Annotated in this window: 19 protein-coding genes and 1 other annotated feature; all 19 genes read left to right on the top strand. The window is 42.3% G+C overall.

Annotated elements, in window-relative coordinates:
* Positions 1-9: 9 nt before the first annotated feature.
* Positions 10-1,152 carry a cell division protein FtsZ gene (ftsZ, locus tag IQ283_RS17280; RefSeq protein ID WP_194221345.1) on the top strand — a complete coding sequence of 381 codons (1,143 nt, stop codon included), beginning with the start codon at positions 10-12 and terminating at the stop codon, positions 1,150-1,152.
* Positions 1,153-1,895: 743 nt separating this feature from the next.
* A complete protein-coding gene (locus IQ283_RS17285; RefSeq protein ID WP_194221346.1) occupies positions 1,896-3,188 on the top strand; it encodes a homoserine dehydrogenase in 1,293 nt (430 codons plus the stop codon).
* On the top strand, positions 3,188-4,243 hold the full coding sequence (gene thrC / locus IQ283_RS17290; RefSeq protein ID WP_194221347.1) for a threonine synthase: 1,056 nt from the start codon (positions 3,188-3,190) through the stop codon (positions 4,241-4,243). The genes IQ283_RS17285 and thrC overlap by 1 nt, the downstream gene beginning before the upstream one ends.
* On the top strand, positions 4,228-5,163 hold the full coding sequence (gene thrB, locus IQ283_RS17295) for a homoserine kinase (protein ID WP_194221348.1): 936 nt from the start codon (positions 4,228-4,230) through the stop codon (positions 5,161-5,163). The genes thrC and thrB overlap by 16 nt, the downstream gene beginning before the upstream one ends.
* Positions 5,164-5,338: 175 nt before the next feature.
* Positions 5,339-6,256, top strand: coding sequence for a sigma-E processing peptidase SpoIIGA (gene spoIIGA / locus IQ283_RS17300; protein WP_194221349.1), 918 nt, complete (start codon positions 5,339-5,341; stop codon positions 6,254-6,256).
* A 34-nt stretch (positions 6,257-6,290) separates the two neighbouring features.
* Positions 6,291-7,010 (top strand): RNA polymerase sporulation sigma factor SigE, encoded by a 720-nt coding sequence (gene sigE / locus IQ283_RS17305; RefSeq protein ID WP_194221350.1) that lies wholly within the window; start codon positions 6,291-6,293, stop codon positions 7,008-7,010.
* A gap of 83 nt (positions 7,011-7,093) precedes the next feature.
* Positions 7,094-7,873, top strand: coding sequence for an RNA polymerase sporulation sigma factor SigG (gene sigG, locus IQ283_RS17310; protein ID WP_194221351.1), 780 nt, complete (start codon positions 7,094-7,096; stop codon positions 7,871-7,873).
* Between the two features lie 70 nt (positions 7,874-7,943).
* Positions 7,944-8,213, top strand: coding sequence for a YlmC/YmxH family sporulation protein (locus IQ283_RS17315; RefSeq protein WP_098443312.1), 270 nt, complete (start codon positions 7,944-7,946; stop codon positions 8,211-8,213).
* A gap of 93 nt (positions 8,214-8,306) precedes the next feature.
* Positions 8,307-9,134, top strand: coding sequence for a peptidoglycan editing factor PgeF (gene pgeF / locus IQ283_RS17320; RefSeq protein ID WP_194221352.1), 828 nt, complete (start codon positions 8,307-8,309; stop codon positions 9,132-9,134).
* A 7-nt stretch (positions 9,135-9,141) separates the two neighbouring features.
* Positions 9,142-9,819 carry a YggS family pyridoxal phosphate-dependent enzyme gene (locus IQ283_RS17325; RefSeq protein ID WP_194221353.1) on the top strand — a complete coding sequence of 226 codons (678 nt, stop codon included), beginning with the start codon at positions 9,142-9,144 and terminating at the stop codon, positions 9,817-9,819.
* Positions 9,820-9,846: 27 nt separating this feature from the next.
* Positions 9,847-10,281, top strand: coding sequence for a cell division protein SepF (locus IQ283_RS17330; RefSeq protein WP_194221354.1), 435 nt, complete (start codon positions 9,847-9,849; stop codon positions 10,279-10,281).
* Between the two features lie 19 nt (positions 10,282-10,300).
* Complete coding sequence (locus IQ283_RS17335; RefSeq protein WP_194221355.1) at positions 10,301-10,564, top strand: YggT family protein; 264 nt, start codon at positions 10,301-10,303, stop codon at positions 10,562-10,564.
* A complete protein-coding gene (locus tag IQ283_RS17340) occupies positions 10,564-11,337 on the top strand; it encodes an RNA-binding protein (RefSeq protein ID WP_194221356.1) in 774 nt (257 codons plus the stop codon). Before IQ283_RS17335 ends, IQ283_RS17340 begins: the two co-directional genes overlap by 1 nt.
* Before the next feature lie 91 nt (positions 11,338-11,428).
* A complete protein-coding gene (locus tag IQ283_RS17345; RefSeq protein WP_194221357.1) occupies positions 11,429-11,941 on the top strand; it encodes a DivIVA domain-containing protein in 513 nt (170 codons plus the stop codon).
* Positions 11,942-12,015: 74 nt separating this feature from the next.
* Positions 12,016-12,225, top strand: a binding site (T-box leader).
* 109 nt (positions 12,226-12,334) lie between these two features.
* Positions 12,335-15,091 (top strand): isoleucine--tRNA ligase, encoded by a 2,757-nt coding sequence (gene ileS / locus IQ283_RS17350; protein WP_194221358.1) that lies wholly within the window; start codon positions 12,335-12,337, stop codon positions 15,089-15,091.
* A gap of 134 nt (positions 15,092-15,225) precedes the next feature.
* Positions 15,226-15,687 carry a signal peptidase II gene (gene lspA, locus IQ283_RS17355; RefSeq protein WP_194221359.1) on the top strand — a complete coding sequence of 154 codons (462 nt, stop codon included), beginning with the start codon at positions 15,226-15,228 and terminating at the stop codon, positions 15,685-15,687.
* The gene (locus IQ283_RS17360; RefSeq protein ID WP_194221360.1) at positions 15,687-16,601 is read left to right on the top strand and encodes an RluA family pseudouridine synthase; all 915 of its coding nucleotides are present in this window, start codon (positions 15,687-15,689) and stop codon (positions 16,599-16,601) included. Before lspA ends, IQ283_RS17360 begins: the two co-directional genes overlap by 1 nt.
* Positions 16,602-16,793: 192 nt before the next feature.
* On the top strand, positions 16,794-17,336 hold the full coding sequence (pyrR, locus tag IQ283_RS17365) for a bifunctional pyr operon transcriptional regulator/uracil phosphoribosyltransferase PyrR (protein WP_194221361.1): 543 nt from the start codon (positions 16,794-16,796) through the stop codon (positions 17,334-17,336).
* Positions 17,337-17,462: 126 nt separating this feature from the next.
* Complete coding sequence (locus tag IQ283_RS17370; RefSeq protein ID WP_408962607.1) at positions 17,463-18,815, top strand: solute carrier family 23 protein; 1,353 nt, start codon at positions 17,463-17,465, stop codon at positions 18,813-18,815.
* The last annotated feature ends 52 nt before the right edge of the window (positions 18,816-18,867 follow it).

Consider the following 18,867-nt stretch of genomic DNA (forward strand, 5'->3'; position numbering starts at 1 on the left):
GGACCTGAGATGTTAGAGTTTGATATGAATATGGAACAATTAGCACAGATAAAAGTAATCGGTGTCGGCGGAGGCGGAAGCAACGCTGTCAATCGTATGATCGAGAATGGTGTCCAAGGTGTTGAATTTATTGCTGTTAACACGGATGCACAGGCATTGAACCTTGCTAAAGCAGAAGTTAAAATGCAAATTGGTGGTAAATTAACAAGAGGTCTTGGTGCAGGAGCTAATCCGGAAATCGGAAAGAAAGCTGCTGAAGAAAGCAAAGAACAGATTCAGGAAGCGCTTAGCGGTGCTGATATGGTATTCGTTACCGCAGGAATGGGTGGCGGAACTGGAACAGGTGCTGCACCTGTCATTGCTGAAATTGCCAAAGAACTTGGTGCACTAACAGTAGGAGTTGTCACACGTCCATTTACCTTTGAAGGTAAGAAGCGTTCGACACAAGCCGTTACTGGGATTGCAATGCTTAAGGAAAAAGTCGATACGTTAATTGTTATCCCTAACGATCGTCTACTTGAAATCGTTGATAAAAACACTCCAATGCTTGAAGCGTTCCGTGAAGCGGATAACGTTCTTCGTCAAGGTGTTCAAGGGATATCAGATCTTATTGCAGTACCGGGTCTTATTAACCTTGACTTCGCCGATGTTAAAACCATTATGACTGAACGTGGTTCTGCATTAATGGGAATTGGTATTGCGACAGGGGAAAATCGCGCTTCTGAGGCTGCCAAAAAAGCTATTTCCAGTCCACTCCTAGAGACATCTATTGATGGTGCAAAAGGGGTACTTATGAACATTACGGGCGGATCTAATTTGAGCCTGTATGAAGTAAATGAAGCAGCCGACATTGTTTCATCAGCTTCTGATGAGAATGTGAACATGATTTTCGGTTCTGTAATTAACGAAGATTTAAAGGACGAAATTCTTGTTACAGTGATCGCTACTGGCTTTGACGAGAACGAAAATAAGAAGAAGACGGTTCCACGTCCTTCTGCACAATCGAAGCAAAGCGCTCCGATACAACAGCAGAAGCATGAAGAGGAAGAAGTTCAGCCGGAGCCATCTAAATTCGGTACAAGAACGGAAGAGTCTAACGATACGCTAGATATCCCTACTTTCCTTCGTAACCGCAAACGTAATAGAAGATAACTCAGAAAACCAGCTCTTTTTAGAGCTGGTTTTTTATTTGAGAAATTTCAGTTAGTCGTTTATTTAATCTCTTCAATTCTTCTCTCTCCAGCGCTTGTCGGACCTAGTCGACCACTTCCGCTTTTTGTGTAATCCAGCTCCAGTGGTCAGGTCCTCGAGCCGCTTCACCGTTCGTTTAGAACACAAAGGGCGTGTTCCAATCGAAAGGTTCCAGCGCTTGTCGGACCTAGTCGACCACTTCCGCTTTTTGTGTAATCCAGCTCCAGTGGTCAGGTCCTCGAGCCGCTTCACCGTTCGTTTAGAACACAAAGGGCGTGTTCCAATCGAAAGGTTCCAGCGCTTGTCGGACCTAGTCGACCACTTCCGCTTTTTATGTAATCCAGCTCCAGTGGTCAGGTCCTCGAGCCGCTTCACCGTTCGCTTAGAACACAAAGGGCGTGTTCCAATCGAAAGGTTCCAGCGCTTGTCGGACCTAGTCGACCACTTCCGCTTTTTATGTAATCCAGCTCCAGTGGTCAGGTCCTCGAGCCGCTTCACCGTTCGCTTAGAACACAAAGGGCGTGTTCCAATCGAAAGGTTCCAGCGCTTGTCGGACCTAGTCGACCACTTCCGCTTTTTATGTTAATATAAATAAAATTTATTTATTTCTGAAAACGGTGTTGTGTTCGTGGGCAATCACACGTATAATGTCCATTATATAAAAACAAGTGTCCTCACCAGAAGGACAAAGGAGTGGAGAGTATATGAAGGATTGCGTATCTGTAGGATTGTTAGGACTTGGCACAGTAGGTAGTGGTGTTGTACATATGATTGATTCTCACCAGAAAGAGTTGCAGCAGCGAGTGGGTTGTCAGGTGAAAGTGGCAAAGGTGCTTGTAAGAGATATGGATAAAGAAAGAAGCGTTGATCTAGATTCAAGCATTCTTACTCAAGATCCTGAAGATGTTATCAATAATCCAGAGGTCGATGTTGTGATTGAAGTAATTGGTGGGATTGATCAGGCGAAAGAGTTCATTCTTGCTTCTCTTAAGAATCATAAGCATGTTGTAACAGCGAATAAAGACCTGATGGCGATCCATGGAAGAGAATTACTAACTGCTGCAGTTGATAATGAAAGTGATCTTTTCTATGAAGCTAGTGTAGCAGGTGGCATTCCTATCCTTAGAAGTTTAGTAGAGGGATTATCTTCTGACCGCATCACTAAGCTAATGGGAATTGTGAATGGAACAACAAACTACATTTTAACTAAAATGACAAAAAACAATGTCCCATATGAGAGTGTCTTACAAGAAGCTCAGGACCTTGGATTTGCAGAGTCGGATCCTACTGCCGATGTAGAAGGGTTAGATGCTGCTAGAAAAATGGTGATTCTTGGGACGCTTGGCTTCTCCATGAAGGTTGGATTAGATGATGTAAAAGTAGAAGGCATCACACGTGTTGATGAAGAAGATATCGCTTATAGTAAGAAGCTAGGTTACACAATTAAATTATTAGGCATTGCGAGCTCAACAGACGGATCTATTGAACTTTCGGTTCAGCCAACATTGCTTCCTTCAAGACATCCATTAGCGTCCGTTAACGATGAATATAACGCGGTGTATGTCTATGGTGAAGCGGTAGGAGAAACAATGTTCTATGGCCCTGGTGCTGGTCAATTACCGACTGCCACTGCGGTTGTATCCGATCTCGTAGCTGTTATTAAAAATATGCGATTAGGTGTGAATGGAAAAAGCGTTATTCTTCCCCAGCATGAGCGGAAGTTAACAAGCGATGAGCAAATTAAAAGCAAACATTTTATCAGGTTAATTGTAAAAGACGAACCGGGTGCATTTTCAAAAATTTCTCATCTATTCCAGGATCGTGGATTAAGTTTAGAGAAATTGATTCAAGAGCCAGTTGTGAATAATGGTACGGCAGAGCTTGTCATCATTACACATGAAACGAATCAACGAGCATTTGAAGAAGTTCATAATCGTTTAAGAGACTTGGATGTAGTCGTAGAAGTGAAGAGTCGTTACCGAGTGGAGGGAATGTAATGAGCTGGAATGGTTTGATTAAGCAATATAAAGAATATTTACCTCTAACAGAGGAGACACCTCAGCTCACGCTAAATGAGGGGAATACACCACTGCTAAAGCTTGATCAGCTTTCAAACGAACTAGGTATTTCTCTTCATGTGAAAATTGAAGGAGCAAATCCGACTGGCTCATTTAAAGATCGTGGCATGGTAATGGCTGTGGCTAAGGCGAAGGAAGAAGGTAGTGACGCCATTATATGTGCTTCTACAGGAAACACAGCAGCTGCGGCTGCAGCTTATGGGGCAAGAGCAGGCTTACGCTGCATTATCGTTATACCTAAGGGGAAAGTAGCGCTAGGTAAGCTTGCCCAAGCCATGATTTATGGCGCAGAAATTTTTGAGATCGATGGGAATTTTGATGAAGCGCTTAGAATGGTGCGCGATATTGCGGAGACTGAGCCTATTGCTCTTGTTAACTCTGTTAATCCTTACCGATTAGAAGGTCAAAAGACAGCGGCTTTTGAAGTATGTGATCAGCTTGGGGAAGCGCCAGATGTGCTTGCGATTCCAGTTGGGAATGCTGGGAACATTTCTGCATATTGGAAAGGGTTTAAAGAATATGTCTCAGAAGATAGTCGACCGCAAATGCGTGGATTTGAGGCTGAGGGGTCCGCTGCGATCGTTCAAAAGAAAATCATTCCAAATCCAGAGACAATCGCTACAGCCATTCGTATTGGGAATCCAGCGAGTTGGCATCTTGCAGAAGAAGCTGTGATTGAATCGAAAGGTAAAATCGATAGCGTAACAGATGATGAAATTTTGCATGCGTATCAAGAGCTTGCCAAAAAGGAAGGCGTTTTTGCTGAACCAGCTTCGTGTGCTTCGGTAGCTGGAGTAATGAAGCAGGTTGCCTCAGGAGAGATTAAGAAGGGATCAAAGGTTGTTGCCGTATTAACGGGGAATGGATTGAAAGATCCTTCCACTGCAATGGACCTTGTTGTTGCAAAACCACGTGTTGTTGCAGCAGATAAAACACAGTTTCTTGAGGAGCTCAAGGGATGTGTGAGCCAGTGAATAGAGAAGAAGGCCTTTACTTGAAAGTTCCAGGTAGTACTTCAAATCTTGGACCAGGATTTGATTCAGTAGGTCTTGCAATCAATCGCTATTTGCACGTAAAATTGGAACCCTCTTCAGAATGGTCCTTTCATTACGTTGACTTTGATGATGTATTTCCAGCAGGTAAAGATAATATGATTTATCAAACAATCGAGCAAATCGAAAAGAAGTATGGGGATGGAAAGAAACCTTCTCCTCATACTGTCACAATGACGAGTGAACTTCCTTTAGAGAGGGGACTTGGGAGCAGTGCTGCAGCAATTGTTGCTGCTGTCGAAATCGCGGACTTTACAATGGGGCTTCATCTAACGATTGAAGAAAAAGTACAGATTGCTACAACATTTGAAGGCCATGCTGATAATGTTGCCGCGTCCCTTTATGGCGGACTAGTTATTGCAACTGGAGAGGAAGGAATAGGAACGATTTCACATCAAGTAACTGATTTAGAGATGATCGCACTAATTCCACATCGCAAATTGAAAACAACGGATTCTCGATCAGTGTTGCCCGATATGCTCCCTTTTCAAGAAGCTGTAGAGGCAAGCAATATCGCAAATGTTTTTGTAGGCGCTGCTCTTCAGAATGATTGGAAATTGGCGGGTAAGCTAATGGAGCGTGATCTTTTTCATCAACCTTATCGAAAACATCTAGTGCCAGACTTAGAAAAGGTTCGTGCGATTGCTATGGAAAATGGAGCGTATGGAGCTGCTTTAAGCGGTGCAGGTCCAACATTAATTGTCTTTCATCCCAAAGCTTCGTCGAATGATCTTCAATTAGCGCTAGAAAAAGCTTTTCCTGAGTATTGTTGTGAATTGCTTATACCTGCGTCAACAGGGATAGAAATAACGTACGGAGCTTATCAAAATCAATCCATTTAATTGAGAAGTCGTCCTCTAGAAGGGCGGCTTTTTTTATGTTTTTGGACGGATGGTCGCCTGACAAAACTAGTGATAATTATCCAAAATAACCTCACTCTAACCGGCACAATCTGACAGTTTTATAAAGAAACTTAGTCTATACTTAGTATCAAAATCGCAAGGGGGGAGGCGTTCGGTGGCAGTATACCTTGATGTGATCTGGTTGCTAAATTTTTGTTTCGATTACATGCTACTTGCGCTAACTGGGATACTGCTGAAGAAACAAGTAAAAAAGAGACGGCTTGCTACTGGTGCATTGATCGCTTCGTGTTATGTGCTTTTTCTTTTTGTTCCTGCCCTAACATTTATGGTAAACCCATTCATGAAGCTGCTCTACTCCTTACTTATTGTTGTGGTAACGTTTGGCTTTACAAGGTTTCGTAGCTTTTTTCAATGTTGGCTTCTATTCTATTTTGTTACTTTTATGATTGGCGGGGGAATGATGGGGGCACATTATTTCTTTCAAAAAGATATGACGGTGTATAACGGAGCGGTCGCTACACAAAGCACTGGATTTGGGGATCCCGTTAGCTGGCTTTTTGTGTTAGTTGGTTTCCCTATCGTTTGGTTTTTTTCAAAAAGAAGAGTGGATCATCTTGAGACAACACGAATTCATTTTGATCAACTAGCAGAAGTTAGTATCCGAATTGATGATGTGACAATTTCAGCTAAAGCACTTGTCGATAGCGGCAACCAGTTACAAGACCCTTTAAGCGGCTCACCTGTTATGATCCTCGATATGACGATGCATGAAGCGAACTTTCCACCATCGTTTATTCAGAAAGCCAAAAACATCACGGAATTCCAAGAAGAAGGAGAGGAGGATCGTTGGGAACATCGGTTACGTATTGTTCCGTTTCGGGCAGTCGGACAAGATCATCAATTCTTGTGTGCTGTAAAGCCGGATGAAGTATTGATCTCGATGGAGGGACGTTCATTAACTGTCAAAAAAGTACTTGTTGGATTAAGCTTTCATACGATTTCAGGAGAAAAAGATTATACGTGTATCCTTCATCCGAAAATGCTGACAGGACATAAGGCGACTGCGTCATAGAAGAGAAAACAAGACGACCAAGGAGGAGTTCGAGATGGGGAAAATGAAAATTAAGTTAGTTCTATGGTGGCAGCGGATCCTAATGAAGCTTGGTATTAAACCTGATGAGATCTATTACATAGGAGGGAGTGAAGCACTACCTCCTCCTCTATCGAAAGATGAAGAAGCGCATTTATTAATCCAATTACCTAAGGGAGATAAAGCAGCAAGATCGATTTTAATAGAGCGTAATCTTCGTCTGGTCGTTTATATTGCACGGAAATTTGAGAATACGGGGATCAACATTGAAGATTTAATTAGTATTGGTACGATTGGTCTCATCAAAGCAGTAAACACATTTAATCCTGAGAAAAAAATCAAGCTTGCAACCTATGCATCAAGGTGTATAGAGAATGAAATATTAATGTTCCTTCGACGGAATAATAAAATACGCTCAGAAGTTTCATTTGATGAGCCGCTTAATGTGGACTGGGATGGAAATGAGCTCCTTTTGTCTGATGTTCTAGGGACAGATGAAGATATCATTACGCGAGGGATAGAAGCTCGCGTTGATCGTAGATTACTTGTGAAAGCATTAGAAACACTTAATCCAAGAGAAAAACAAATTATGGAGTTAAGGTTTGGTCTTGCTGGAGAAGAAGAGAAAACGCAAAAGGATGTTGCCGATTTGCTTGGCATTTCTCAATCTTATATTTCAAGGCTCGAAAAGCGCATTATTAAACGACTTCGGAAAGAGTTCAATAAAATGGTCTGAGCTTCTTAGGATAATAGATGCATAAAATTCCCACTCGCGGAGATACTTTACTTTGACAGCATCTCCGATGAGGAGGGAATGAGTTGACACGAAACAAAGTCGAGATTTGTGGAGTAGATACATCCAAACTTCCAGTACTTAAAAATGAAAAAATGAGAGTACTCTTTAAGCAGATGCAGGAAGGGGATATTTCGGCACGTGAAGAACTAGTGAATGGTAATTTAAGGCTTGTTCTAAGCGTGATCCAGCGATTTAATAATCGAGGGGAATACGTGGATGATCTATTTCAGGTGGGCTGCATTGGCCTGATGAAATCCATAGATAACTTTGATTTAGGGCAAAACGTGAAATTCTCTACTTATGCAGTGCCGATGATCATCGGTGAAATCAGAAGATATCTACGTGACAATAACCCGATCAGAGTGTCACGATCTTTAAGAGATATCGCTTATAAGTCTCTCCAGATTAGAGATAAATTAATGACGAAGAATTCCAAAGAACCAAATCCGACTGAAATTGCCAAAGAGCTTGGGGTGACGAAGGAAGAAGTAGTCTTTGCACTTGATGCGATTCAGGATCCTGTTTCATTATTTGAACCTATTTATAATGATGGAGGCGACCCTATTTTCGTTATGGATCAAATCAGTGATGATAAACAGAAAGACATCCAGTGGCTTGAAGATATTGCTTTAAAGGAAGCCATGACAAGATTAAATCAGCGAGAGAACATGATCTTACAAATGAGATTCTTCCAGGGTAAAACGCAAATGGAAGTAGCAGATGAGATTGGGATTTCGCAGGCACAGGTGTCCCGACTTGAGAAAGCGGCGATTCACCAAATGAATAAAAATATCCAAAGTTAGAACGAGACCTGGGAAACAGGTCTTTTCTTTTGCCTTCTTTTCATATAATGAGATGAAAGGTGGGTGCGCGATGATAAAAATATCAGAATTTCAGGTGAAAGATGTTGTGAATGTCTCGAATGGACGTAAGCTTGGTCACATCGCTGATCTGGAAATTAATTTAACGACAGGAAAAATAGAAGCGATTGTGATTCCAGGTGCAGGTAAAATGATGGGATTGTTTGCGCGAGAAAGTGATGTCGTTATTCCATGGCGCAACATAGTGAAAATTGGGTCAGATGTCATTCTAGTAAGACATCATGATACAGCTGATGGCGAATCGTTTCAGAAAGAATCATAAGGAAAGAAAGATCTAACAATCTATATCCCTTAGGTTCAACATATTATGATAAAATAAGGTATAAACTGTATCATGGTATAAAGGGGTGCAACTGTGGAAAAAGAACCATTTCAACCATCAACACATAAAACATCACTGGCACTGAAATTTCCAGATCAAGCTGAACGGAACGATAACCTGATAGCAGGTTTTTCAACCCGTAGAAACGGAGTTAGCCAGACTCCGTTTTCTAGCTTGAATCTTGGGTTCCACGTACCAGATCGAGCGAGAGATGTACTAATAAATCGCGAAACCCTTGCCTATGATATCGGACAATCCCTTGATCGATGGATCGTTGGTGAGCAAATTCATGGCGCCGACATTGCGAATGTAACAGCAGCGGATAAGGGACGAGGAGCAACGAATCATCAAGATGCCATTCCGAAAGTGGACGGGCTATATACAGATGATCCGGAAGTTCTTCTAACCGCTCTTTATGCCGACTGCGTTCCGCTCTATTTCTATGCGCCAGCAGCTAAAAGAGTGGGGATTGCCCACGCAGGCTGGAAAGGAACAACGAAGAATATTGCAGGAGAGATGATTCGTGCGTGGAACAACGATGGAATCCAAACCGACGATATCTATGCTGCAATCGGCCCTTCAATAGGGAAATGTTGCTACGAAGTTGATGATGGCGTCATCGAACACATTAAAGCGCTAGTAGGAGATCAGGATCTGTTTTTTGATGAAAAAGCAACTGGGAAATACCAGCTTGATTTAAAAGCCGTGAATCGCGAGCTCCTCCTTCGGTCAGGGATTAAGGCGAGTCAACTATCAGTTAGTGACTATTGTACAAGCTGTAGCAATCTGTTTTTCTCTCATCGAAATGAAAATGGAAAAACAGGAAGAATGATGGCATACATAGGACTCGGGGAGGTATAGCATTATCGTGAATGTAAGAGAAAGTCTAGAAAAAATCAAAGGTAAAATTAGCGCAGCAGCAGAACGGTCAGGTCGTGATCCTCAGCATATTCAAGTTGTAGCGGTGACTAAATATGTTAGCGTCGAACGTACAAAAGAAGCATTAGAAGCAGGCGTTACTCACTTCGGTGAAAGTCGTGATGAGGGGCTATTGAAGAAAGTAGAAGCTATTGGCACATTGCCTTCGTGGCACTTTATTGGCACACTACAATCTCGTAAAGTGAAAGACATTCTTCCATTTGTAGATTATATTCACTCCCTCGATCGTATATCTCTAGCTAAAGAAATACAAAAGAGAGCTGATGGTGAAGTAAACTGTTTTGTGCAAGTTAACGTGTCTGGTGAAGAATCTAAGCATGGATTATCGCCAGAAGACACGCTACCTTTTATTGAGTCACTTAATGAATTCTCATCTATTAAAGTCGTAGGATTAATGGCTATGGCTCCGCATACAGATAATACAAATGAAATTCGAGATGTTTTCAAGAAACTTCGTGAGCTTGGAGAACGTGTCCAAAGTCTTTCACTCCCACATGCTCCATGCAATGAACTTTCAATGGGGATGTCAAATGATTATGAAATTGCTGTTGAAGAGGGCGCGACATATGTTCGCATTGGATCGTCACTTGTCGGAAATGAAAAATAAAATAAGCTCTCCAGGAGGTGCAGGGAATTGGGTATCAAAACGAAATTCAAGCAGTTCTTTGAACTTGATGATGAAACGATAGAGTTGGATGAGCAGCAGGAGCAAGATTCATATATGGAAGAAGAAGAGCCTGAAGTTACTCGAGCGAATCGTAAGCAGTCTAAACAAAATGTGGTAAGTCTTCAAAGCGTTCATAAGAACTCAAGAGTTGTGCTAGTTGAACCAAGAGTGTATGCTGAAGCTCAGGATATCGCTGATCACGTGAAAAATCGGAAGTCTGTTGTGATGAATCTTCAGCGTATTCCACAAGATCAGGCGAGACGCATTGTCGATTTTCTAAGTGGAACAGTCTACGCTGTTGGTGGCGATATTCAGAAACTCGGTCCGGATACGTTTATATGTACACCGGACAATGTTGAAATTTCAGGTAACATTACAGATGAAATTTACGAAGACCAGTAATTAAGAAAGGGTGAAAAGTTTGAACATAGTTTCAATCTTACTTTCAGCAGTACAAATTTATACGTGGATCCTCATCATTTACATCTTTATGTCATGGATTCCAAATGCAAGAGAATCTTCTATTGGACGAATGATTGCTTCTATAGCAGAACCATATCTAGCTCCGTTTCGCAAAATTATTCCTCCAATCGGTGGAATGCTTGATATTTCGCCGATCGTAGCCATTTTCGCACTTCAGTTTGTGCAATATGGAATTATTGCGGTCTTTAGATTCATAGGCTAATGTCTATTTACGAACACTATCGTCCAGAAGAAAGAACATTTGTCGATCGCGTTTTACAATGGCAGGATGAGGTTCAAGAAAGGTATGCTCCCAGGTTAACCGATTTTCTTGATCCAAGAGAACAGGATATGGTGAGGCAAATCATTGGAAATCACTCTGACGTGGGCGTGTTTTTTTCGGGTGGAGTTGAAGGGTCTGAGCGTCAGAGGGCTCTTCTTGTTCCTCCTTACTTTGAACCAACAACTGAAGATTTCGAGATAATCGCTTTTGAAATTACATATCCAGCCAAATTCGTATCACTTACTCATCCAGATTTGCTTGGGGCAATGATGGGTCTTGGAATTAAGCGTGAGAAGTTTGGAGATATCCTTGTGCAGGATAGTGCTGCGCATTTAATCGTAGCGAAGGAAATTGCGGATTTCGTGAAAATGAATTTAACACATGCAGGTAAAGCGTCCATATCTCCTAACGAAATTCCATTAACGAGCGTAAGCGTCGTAGAAGCTTCCTGGCAGGAGCAGTCAGGCACAGTAACAAGCCTTCGTTTGGATACGGTACTTGCAGAAGTATACAATCTATCACGAGGTAAAGTTGCTCCGATGATTGAACATGATCGAGCGAAATTAAATTGGAAGATCGTCAGTCAACCCTCTGCTGAAGTGAAAGAGGGAGACTACTTATCGTTACGAGGTTCAGGTAGAAGTAAGATTATTTCTGTTGATGGCAAAACAAAGCGGGATAAATGGCGGATTACGTATCAAATTCGTAAATAGTTTGTCATAAATAGAAGGAATATCCAAATGATTGTCGAAATACGAGTAAGCCGGGTATATGAAAAAAGAGAGTAAATCGGAGGTGGCTGAATTGCCTTTAACACCATTAGATATTCATAACAAAGAATTCACACGCGGATTCCGCGGTTATGATGAAGATGAGGTCAATGAGTTTCTTGATCAGGTAATCAAAGATTATGAAACGGTAATCAGAGAAAAGAAAGAATTGAATGAGAGAGTGAAGCTTCTAGAAGAACGACTTGGGCACTTCTCAAACCTTGAAGAAACGTTAAATAAGTCGATCCTAGTAGCACAGGAGTCAGCAGAAGAAGTGAGACAAAACGCTAAGAAAGAATCCCAACTTATTGTAAAAGAAGCTGAGAAAAATGCCGACCGCATTATTAATGATTCGCTCGCTAAAGCGCGTAAAATCTCCATGGATAATGAAGAGCTGAAAAAACAAGCAGCGGTTTATCGCACGCGTTTTCGTATGCTAGTTGAAGCCCAGCTAGAGATGCTGAATAATGAAGACTGGGATGGCCTAGTGGCTCGATTTGATGAGGAAGAAGAGCAACAACAGGAGCAAATCGAAGAAAAAGCATAAAGCACTCATTTATTTTTTGTCATTTCCTTGACTTCTTATTTTTATTTACACTATACTTCTATTAATAGCAATAACGATCGACGAAGATGGGAAGAGTATCTGATTCTTACTTAACAAAGCGAGCCGGGAATGGTGTGAGCCGGTGTTAAGCAATCAGAGAAGATCGCCCCTGAGTCCCGTGCTGAACGATAAGTAAGCCTCGGCGAATCATTCACGTTACGAATGCAAAGTGAGCGCAAAGCTTAATTTGGGTGGTACCACGGGAAAACCTTCTCGTCCCTTTTCGGGGACGAGAAGGTTTTTTTATTTTGTAGCACACTTTGAAGAAACAACCCCCGAGTGGCTGAAGATCGTTACGGTTGTTGCTCGTTATAAGTTGAAGGAGGAAACCTCATGAGCTATAAAGAAACGCTCTTAATGCCAAAAACAAAATTTCCGATGAGAGGAAATTTACCGAATAAAGAGCCCGACATGCAAAAAGAATGGGCAAACATTAATCTCTATGAAAAAGTACAGGAAAGAACGAAGGACCGCCCTCTATTCGTCCTACATGATGGCCCTCCATATGCAAATGGTGACATCCATATGGGTCATGCAGAGAACAAAGTTTTAAAAGATATCATCGTTCGATATAAATCAATGAACGGTTTTAATGCTCCATATGTTCCTGGTTGGGATACGCACGGACTTCCAATCGAGCAGGCGTTAACGAAAAAAGGCGTCGATCGTAAGAAGTTAACGGTTGCTGAATTTAGAAAGAAATGTGAAGAATACGCATTAAAACAAGTTGATCGCCAGCGTGAACAATTCAAGCGGCTTGGAGTTCGTGCTGATTGGGATAACCCATACATTACGCTTGATAAAGGCTATGAAGCACAGCAAATTAAAGTATTCGGAGAAATGGCAAAGCGCGGTTATATTTATAAAGATAAAAAAACCGTTTATTGGTCTCCGACATCTGAATCAGCATTAGCAGAAGCTGAGATCGAGTATCAAGATAAGCGCTCTGCATCGATTTACGTTGCGTTTGATGTAAAAGATGGAAAAGGTGTTCTTGATGGCGATGAGAAATTTATCATCTGGACAACAACGCCGTGGACCATTCCTTCAAACCTTGCGATTGCGTTGAATGAGAAGTTCGAATACAGCGTCATTGAAGCGGATGGTACGAAATACGTTGTAGCAACAGAGCTTGTTGATCAATTAAAAGAAGAATTTGAGTGGAACAACGTAAGTGAAGTGAAGCGCGTAAAAGGTAGCGAACTTGAATACGTGACGGCTCAGCATCCAATCTACGATCGCGAATCACTTGTGATCCTTGGTGACCACGTAACGCTTGACGCAGGTACAGGTTGCGTTCATACAGCCCCTGGACACGGTGAAGATGACTATATGATCGGAAGAAAGTATAAGCTAGACATCCTTTGCCCTGTAGATGAAAAAGGTGTTTTCACTGACGAAGCTCCTGGCTTTGAAGGTATGTTCTATGACAAAGCGAATAAACCAATTACTGAAAAACTTGAAGAAGTTGGCGCGCTTGTGAAGCTTACATTCTTCACTCACTCTTATCCACACGATTGGCGTACGAAGAAACCGATCATTTTCCGTGCGACAGAGCAGTGGTTTGCGTCGATCAAGGAGTTCCGCCCCGAGCTTCTTCAAGCTGTAGCAGATGTGAAATGGTTCCCATCATGGGGTGAAATTCGTCTTCATAATATGGTGAAGGACCGTGAAGATTGGTGTATTTCTCGTCAACGTGCATGGGGCGTTCCAATCCCAGTGTTCTATGGCGAAAATAATGAACCCATCATTACAGATGAGACAATTGCTCATGTATCAGAATTGTTCCGTAAGCATGGATCAAACATCTGGTTTGAGTGGGATGCAAAAGAACTTCTACCTGAAGGATTTACTTCAGAGCATAGTCCAAACGGTGAATTCCGCAAAGAAATGGATATCATGGACGTTTGGTTTGACTCAGGTTCTTCTCACCAAGCTGTTCTCGAAGAAAGAAGCGACCTTGCACGACCTGCTGATTTGTATCTAGAAGGTTCTGATCAGTACCGTGGCTGGTTTAACTCGTCCCTATCAACAGCTGTAGCCGTAACAGGTAAAGCACCTTATAAAGCGGTTCTTAGCCATGGATTTATTCTTGACGGTGAAGGAAAGAAAATGAGTAAGTCGCTAGGAAATACAATGGTACCGAACGATGTTATGAAACAATTGGGTGCGGATATTCTTCGTCTTTGGGTCTCATCGGCTGATTATCAAGCTGATGTTCGCGTATCAAATGATATCTTAAAACAAGTAGCTGAAGTGTACCGAAAGATTCGCAACACGTTCCGCTTTATGCTTGGGAACCTTGAAGGGTTTGACCCAACAGAGCATCAAGTGGCGTATAAGGATCTAGATGAACTTGATCAGTATATGCTTGTGAAGCTAAATAACCTCGTATCGAAAGTGAAAAAAGCTTATGATGAGTATCAGTTCTTAACGGTTTATAATACCATCCATAACTTCTTTACAATTGAAATGAGTTCGTTCTATCTCGATATCGCGAAAGACACGCTTTATATTGAACATGCAGATCACCCGAACCGTCGTGCGATCCAAACGGTTCTTTATCAGACAGCTGTTGCGCTTACGAAACTTCTTTCGCCTATCATTCCGCACACTGCTGAAGAAGTATGGCAGTTTGTCCCTGGTGAGAAGGAAGAGTATGTACAGCTTTCCGATATGCCAGAAGTAAAGAATTTTGAAGGCACAGCTGATCTTGAAGAAAAATGGGATCATGTGATGGAGCTTCGTGACGAAGTTCTAAAAGCACTAGAAGAAGCGCGTAACGAGAAGAAAATTGGTAAATCGTTAACCGCTCAGCTTCATATTTATGCTGATAATGGTACGAAGGATTTGCTGGAAGGCGTAGCAAATCTTGAGAAGCTCTTTATCGTATCAGGTGCTACAGTGGCCGGTACGAAGGCTGAAGCACCAGCAGAAGCGAAAGTATATGAAGAACTAGCGATCTCCGTTTCACCTGCTGAGGGAGAAACGTGTGAGCGCTGCTGGCAAGTGAAAAAAGACGTTGGCGCTAATAGCGAATACCCAACTCTTTGCGCTAGCTGTGCTGAAACGGTTAAAAATCATTACTAATTAAAGAAATAAATCGAAAAGACGCTTTGCGATGCGAAGCGTCTTTTCTTTGTTGTTAGCTCAGTTTCGATTGTCTGCTGAAGCAAGCTGTGCTAAACTTTCATAGGAAGTAACATTTGATCGGAGGAGCGCTCGTGTGGAAATATCTCATAGCCATAGGCATCATTGTTCTAGATCAGTGGACGAAATGGCTTGTTGTGAAGTACATGGAATATGGTGAAAACATTACATTAATCAATGATTTTCTTTATCTAACTTCTCATCGAAACCGGGGCGCCGCCTTCGGAATCCTTCAAGGACAGATGATTTTCTTTTATATCATTACCATTTTCGTCATTGGAGCGGTTATTTATTATATGAGACAATATAAACATAGCCGTTTCGTTAGCGTCACCCTAGCACTCATACTTGGTGGTGCAATAGGGAACTTTATAGATCGAGCCCTTCGTGGAGAAGTAGTAGATTTTGTGAACACATTTATCTTCTCTTATGATTTTCCGATCTTTAACGTTGCCGATGCCTCCCTTGTTGTAGGTGTTATTCTTATCTTTATCGGAACCATTTTTGAAAGTAAGCAGGCTAAAGGGGAAAACTAATGGAAAAATTCACATTTAAAGTAGCAGAAGAAGAGAAAGGTGAGCGAATCGATAAGCTCATTACTTCTTATGAAAATGACTGGTCGCGTAGCCAGGTTCAAGCTTGGATTAAAGATAAAAATATTCAAGTGAACGGTGAAGACGTAAAAGGCAATTATAAAGCAACAGCAGGCGATGAGATCGAAGTAACCGTTCCTGAGCCTGAAGAATTAGAAATTGTCGCAGAAAATCTGAACCTTGAGATTGTTTACGAGGATGCGGATGTTCTTGTCGTGAACAAACCACGAGGAATGGTTGTTCACCCAGCTCCAGGACATGCTAGCGGAACGCTTGTTAATGGGTTAATGTATCAAGTTAACGATCTAAGCGGTATTAACGGTGTTGTCCGTCCTGGTATCGTTCATCGAATTGATAAAGATACTTCAGGATTATTAATGGTCGCAAAGAACGACAAAGCCCATGAATCACTTGTAAAGCAGCTTCAAGCTAAAACCGTTAACCGACGTTATACTGCCATCGTTCATGGCAACATCCAGCATGACGTGGGGACAATTGATGCGCCAATCGGGCGAGATAAGCAAGATCGTCAGAAGATGACGGTAACGGATGAAAATAGCCGAGATGCGGTTACGCATTTTCATGTTCTAGAACGTTATAAGCAGTTTACTTATGTTGAATGTAAGCTTGAAACTGGTCGAACGCATCAAATTCGAGTTCACATGAAATATATCGATCATCCCGTTGCAGGTGATCCTAAATATGGCCCAAGAAGAAAGTCGCTTCCGATTGATGGTCAGGCTCTTCATGCCGGTGTTCTAGGCTTCAGTCACCCTGTAACAGAAGAGTGGCTTGAATTCTCTGCTCCTATTCCAGAGGATATTGAACGTTTATTAAAGCGACTTAGACAAGATTAAGGTTGACTTAAGAAGAGATCTTTGCGATACTCTTTATAGACAATAGCATACCCTTTAAAGACAGTCCCGTGAGGCTGCAAAGGAAAAACGGCTATGTACGATCGGTACATTTGTATGCCCAAAACCCTTTTGCCCTCATGGCGAAAGGGTTTTTTAATGCCACAGATCGATAAAGAGAGAGGGGCGATCATCATGGAAAACAAACGCATTTTGCTCGATGATCAAGCGATTCGAAGAGCGCTTACGCGAATTGCACATGAAATTCTAGAGCGTAATAAAGGCATTGATAATACAATGCTTGTTGGGATTAAAACAAGAGGCATTTATTTAGCTGAGAGGTTAGCTGAACGAATCGAACAAATTGAAGGATCAGCGATTTCAGTAGGAGAAGTTGATATCACCATGTATCGCGATGACCTTACTCACAAAAACGAAGATCAGGATCCCCTAATAAAAGGCACAAGCATTTCAAAGGATGTAACAGATCAAAAAGTGATTCTCATTGACGATGTCCTTTATACAGGCAGAACCGTTCGTGCTGCAATGGATGCCTTAATGGATCTTGGACGTCCATCACAAATTCAACTGGCGGTGCTAGTTGATCGTGGACACAGAGAATTACCGATTCGTCCCGATTATGTAGGGAAGAACGTACCAACTGCAAAAGAAGAAATCATTGAAGTTGCTCTTACAGAAGTAGATGACTTTGATCAAGTTAGCTTATCACAATCATAAATCGTGCTCCCTTTAAATCCGTTCAGAGAGACGGCCAAGGGAGGAGACGCGTTCCGTTTAAGGACACGCGTGTACCTCCTTGCGGCCATGCAAGGAGTTTTTTTATACCTTAGGGTTAAGAAAACGATGGCCGGGACACGCACAACCAAGGAGGAATACATCATGAAAAAAGTATTAGGAATTCGAGAGGTACCCAAACCTTCAAGCTGGCTCACATTAAGCTTACAGCATTTATTCGCCATGTTTGGCGCAACGATATTAGTTCCATTTCTCGTCGGACTTGATCCGGCGGTTGCCCTTGTCTCAAGTGGACTTGGGACGCTAGCTTATCTTGCCATAACGAAAGGTCGCATCCCAGCATACCTGGGGTCGTCATTCGCCTTTATTGCACCGATCATTTCAGCCGTCTCTTTACACGGACCTGAGGGAGCCATGATCGGAAGCTTTTTTGCCGGGATTGTCTACGGTCTTGTCGCAATTGGAATTCGAGCGCTTGGGTTAAACTGGCTGTTAAAACTTCTTCCACCGATCGTAGTTGGCCCCGTGATCATGGTCATCGGACTAGGTCTTGCAGGAACGGCGATTGACATGGCGATGAATAACCCTGCTACGGAAGCCTATAGCGGTACGCACTTTACTGTCGCGCTTGTCACGCTAGGGATTACCATTCTCGCTTCCATGTTTTTAAGAGGATTTTTCAGCCTGATTCCGATTTTAATCGGCATTGTATCTGGATACACATTTGCTTACTTCATGGGTATTGTTGACCTTACTCCAATTAAAGAAGCTTCATTCTTACAAATGCCGGATTTCATCATCCCGTTTGCGGATTACAACCCGGTTGATGTCTTCTCATGGGAAATCTTATTCATCATGGTACCAATTGCAGTTGTTACGATTGCAGAGCACATTGGCGATCAGATGGTTTTAAGTAAAGTTGCCGGCAAGAATTTCTTGAAAACTCCAGGTCTCCACCGCTCCATTCTTGGAGACGGAGTAGCCACAATGATCGCATCTTGCCTTGGTGGGCCGCCGAACACAACATATGGGGAGAACATTGGCGTACTTGCGATAACACGAGTATTCAGCGTGTTCGTCATCGGAGGGGCTGCTGTCCTTGCCCTTATGTTCGGCTTCATTGGAAAAGTAACAGCTCTTATCTCAACGATTCCAACGGCTGTCATGGGCGGCGTGTCGATCCTTCTTTTCGGAATTATTGCATCATCTGGCTTGCGCATGCTGATTGATAACAAAATTGATCTTGGTGAAAAGCGCAACTTGATCATCTCCTCCGTAATCCTAGTCATCGGTGTAGGTGGGGCATTCATCCAGGTCAGTGACAACTTGCAAATTGCAGGAATGGCGCTTGCGACCGTCATTGGTATTACGCTGAACCTCATTTTGCCTGGCGGAAGCTCACAACAATCGGTTGAGAAAATGTTTGAAGAAGATCTTGAAAATAACGAACCAGCTGCATAGCATCATCCTTTAAAAAGGTACAGAGAGACCTAAAAGGGTGGGAAAGAGATGC

It is taken from the genome of Pseudalkalibacillus hwajinpoensis (assembly GCF_015234585.1).
Taxonomy (GTDB): Bacteria; Bacillota; Bacilli; order Bacillales; family Guptibacillaceae; genus Guptibacillus; species Guptibacillus hwajinpoensis_B.